2 protein-coding genes and 1 pseudogene are annotated in these 2,900 nt (G+C 41.4%); all 3 read left to right on the top strand.

Annotation, left to right across the window (positions count from 1 at the left end):
* Nucleotides 1-413 (top strand): annotated as a pseudogene (gene lpxB / locus FNZ24_RS21235) (lipid-A-disaccharide synthase); the annotation flags it as partial.
* An 11-nt stretch (nucleotides 414-424) separates the two neighbouring features.
* Nucleotides 425-1,054, top strand: coding sequence for a ribonuclease HII (rnhB, locus tag FNZ24_RS21240; RefSeq protein ID WP_153916796.1), 630 nt, complete (start codon nucleotides 425-427; stop codon nucleotides 1,052-1,054).
* A gap of 205 nt (nucleotides 1,055-1,259) precedes the next feature.
* A partial coding sequence (dnaE, locus tag FNZ24_RS21245) for a DNA polymerase III subunit alpha (protein WP_153916798.1) occupies nucleotides 1,260-2,900 on the top strand: 1,641 nt, incomplete at its 3' end.

Consider the following 2,900-nt stretch of genomic DNA (forward strand, 5'->3'; position numbering starts at 1 on the left):
TTGCTCCTGATCTAGAGATTGATCTTATAGAAGGTCAATCACGCGAAGTAATGGCTGCATCGGATGCTATATTACTTGCATCAGGCACTGCAGCGTTAGAAGCTATGTTGGTTAAGCGCCCAACAGTCATGTCTTATCGCGTGAATGGACTGACTTACAGCATTGCTAAAAGGTTGATGAGCCTTGAACATTATTCTTTGCCGAATTTATTAGCCGATAAGGCATTAATTCCTGAGGTTGTGCAAGATGAATGCAATGAGCACAACATTGCCGCTGCCGTCATTGAACAGCTGAATATCGATTTTGCTCCTTTGAAAGCAGAATTTGAAAAAATGCATCTAATGCTTCGCTGCAATGCCAGTGATAGAGCTGCTGATGCTGTGATAAAAGTAATACAAGATAACCCATCTTAAGAGACAAATTAATGAGCCGAATTCCAGCAGTAATCAAAGGCATCACCCCTGAACAGGTTGAGTATATAAGCCGTGGCGTTGTGGCTGGGGTTGATGAAGTTGGTCGTGGCCCATTAGTGGGTGATGTTGTTACTGCTGCGGTCATTTTAGACCCTAATAATCCGATAACCGGATTAAATGACTCTAAGAAGCTGTCAGAAAAGCGCCGTGATGCTTTGTATTTAGAAATTAAAGATAAAGCCTTAGCGATTAGCGTTGGCCGCGCAACGCCAGTTGAAATTGATGAACTGAATATTCTGCATGCCACGATGCTAGCCATGAAGCGTGCAGTCAGTGGTTTATCTATTTTACCTGAGCGAGTATTAGTCGATGGTAACCGTTCTCCAGAGTTTGGTATTCAAAGTCATGCGATTGTAAAAGGTGATGGCTTAGTCGCAGCGATAAGTGCAGCGTCCATTATCGCTAAAGTCACCCGTGATAGAGAAATGGAAGAGCTTGATAGTCGGTACCCTCAGTATGGCTTTGCTAATCATAAAGGTTACCCAACAAAAGCACATTTTGAAGCGTTAGAAGTTCATGGTGTTTTAGATGAACATCGAAAAAGCTTTAAGCCTGTTCTTGAGCGGTTAAATAAGCCTTGATAGGTGATTTAATATCAAACTCTATATAAAGTTACCTTATTGATTACAGTTAGATAAGATAACGAGTTTTAAACTTATGTCTCCAAATTCAAAATTATCTATGACACTGTGATATTCATTATTCGCTATTATAAATTGGCTTAGTTTGCTAATCTGGTCAGCGGTTTTTTCCTTTTAATCAAGCATTCCAAAGATACCATAATCTATGTCCGATCCTCGTTTCGTCCATCTTCGTGTTCACAGTGATTTTTCCATGTCTGATGGTGTGGCAAAAGTTAAACCTATCCTAGCAAAAGCTGCTGAACTCGGGATGGGAGCATTAGCCATAACCGACCAAAATAACTTTTGCGGTTTAGTGAAATACTACGGCGGTGCCCATGGGGCTGGAATAAAGCCAATCGTTGGCGCAGATTTTTGGATGAAAGTACCGGGATTTGATGATGACTTCTGTGCAATTACCATTATTGCGTTAAATAATGATGGTTATCAGAGTTTAACCCAGTTAATCAGTGAAGCTTATTTGCGTGGGCAAATTAATGGCAGAGTCGTGATTGACCAAGAATGGTTAGTTAAATTCAATAAAGGCATTTTATTGATCTCTGGCGCAAAAGAGGGAGATGTCGGTAAAGCGTTATTAAAAGACAATAAGACACAAGTTGATGAATTGGTTGAGTTCTATAAGACTCATTTTGAAGACAGATATTTCCTTGAGTTAATTCGAACAGGTCGCCCTGATGAAGAACGCTACTTGCACATGGCAATACAGCTTGCATCAGATAAAGATTTACCGGTTGTGGCAACAAACCAAGTGGTTTTTTTACAAGCCGATGATTTCGAATCCCATGAAATCCGAGTTGCGATTCATGATGGTTTTACCTTAGCAGATCCGCGTCGTCCTAAAAAATACAGCGACCAGCAATATCTTCGTTCAGAAGAAGAAATGTGCGAATTGTTTGCTGATATTCCATCTGCTTTATCTAACAGTGTTGAAATTGCCAAACGCTGTAATGTCACTATTCGTTTAAATGAATATTTCTTGCCTAACTTCCCAACAGGTGATTTATCCATTGAAGACTTTCTGGTCGACATCTCAGAAAAAGGTTTGGAAGAAAGGCTAGAGTTCTTATTTCCTGATGAGAAAGAGCGCTTAGAAAAGCGTCCTGAATACGATGAACGCTTAGACGTTGAACTTAAAGTGATTAACCAGATGGGATTCCCTGGTTACTTCTTAATCGTAATGGAGTTCATTCAATGGGGTAAAGATAATGATATCCCCGTTGGGCCTGGTCGTGGTTCTGGTGCGGGGTCGCTGGTTGCTTATGCATTAAAAATTACTGACTTAGACCCGCTAGAATATGATTTATTATTCGAACGTTTCTTGAACCCAGAACGTGTATCAATGCCCGATTTTGATGTCGATTTCTGTATGGATCGACGCGATGAAGTGATTGACCACGTTGCTGATTTATATGGCCGAGATGCGGTATCGCAAATTATTACTTTCGGCACCATGGCTGCAAAGGCGGTAGTACGTGATGTGGGACGTGCTTTAGGTCATCCATATGGATTTGTGGAACGACTAACCAAGATGATCCCAGCAGAGCCTGGGATGACGCTGACAAAAGCCTTTGAGGTAGAGCCATCGCTTCCTGAAGCTTATAGCGCAGATGAAGATGTACGCGAACTCATTGATATGTGTCGCCGTTTAGAAGGTGTGACACGTAACGCGGGTAAACATGCCGGTGGTGTTGTTATTTCACCAACCGTCATTACAGATTTCTCGCCACTTTACTGTGATGCAGAGGGCTTAAACCCAGTCACTCAGTTTGATAAGAATGATGTAGAA

Origin of the sequence: Shewanella sp. TC10, from assembly GCF_009663145.1 — a bacterium.
GTDB lineage: Bacteria > Pseudomonadota > Gammaproteobacteria > Enterobacterales > Shewanellaceae > Shewanella.

What these genes read in the sequence shown, in the direction of transcription:
- rnhB (WP_153916796.1), top strand. Translation starts at nt 425, where the DNA reads ATGAGCCGAATTCCAGCAGTAATCAAAGGCATCACCCCTGAACAGGTT.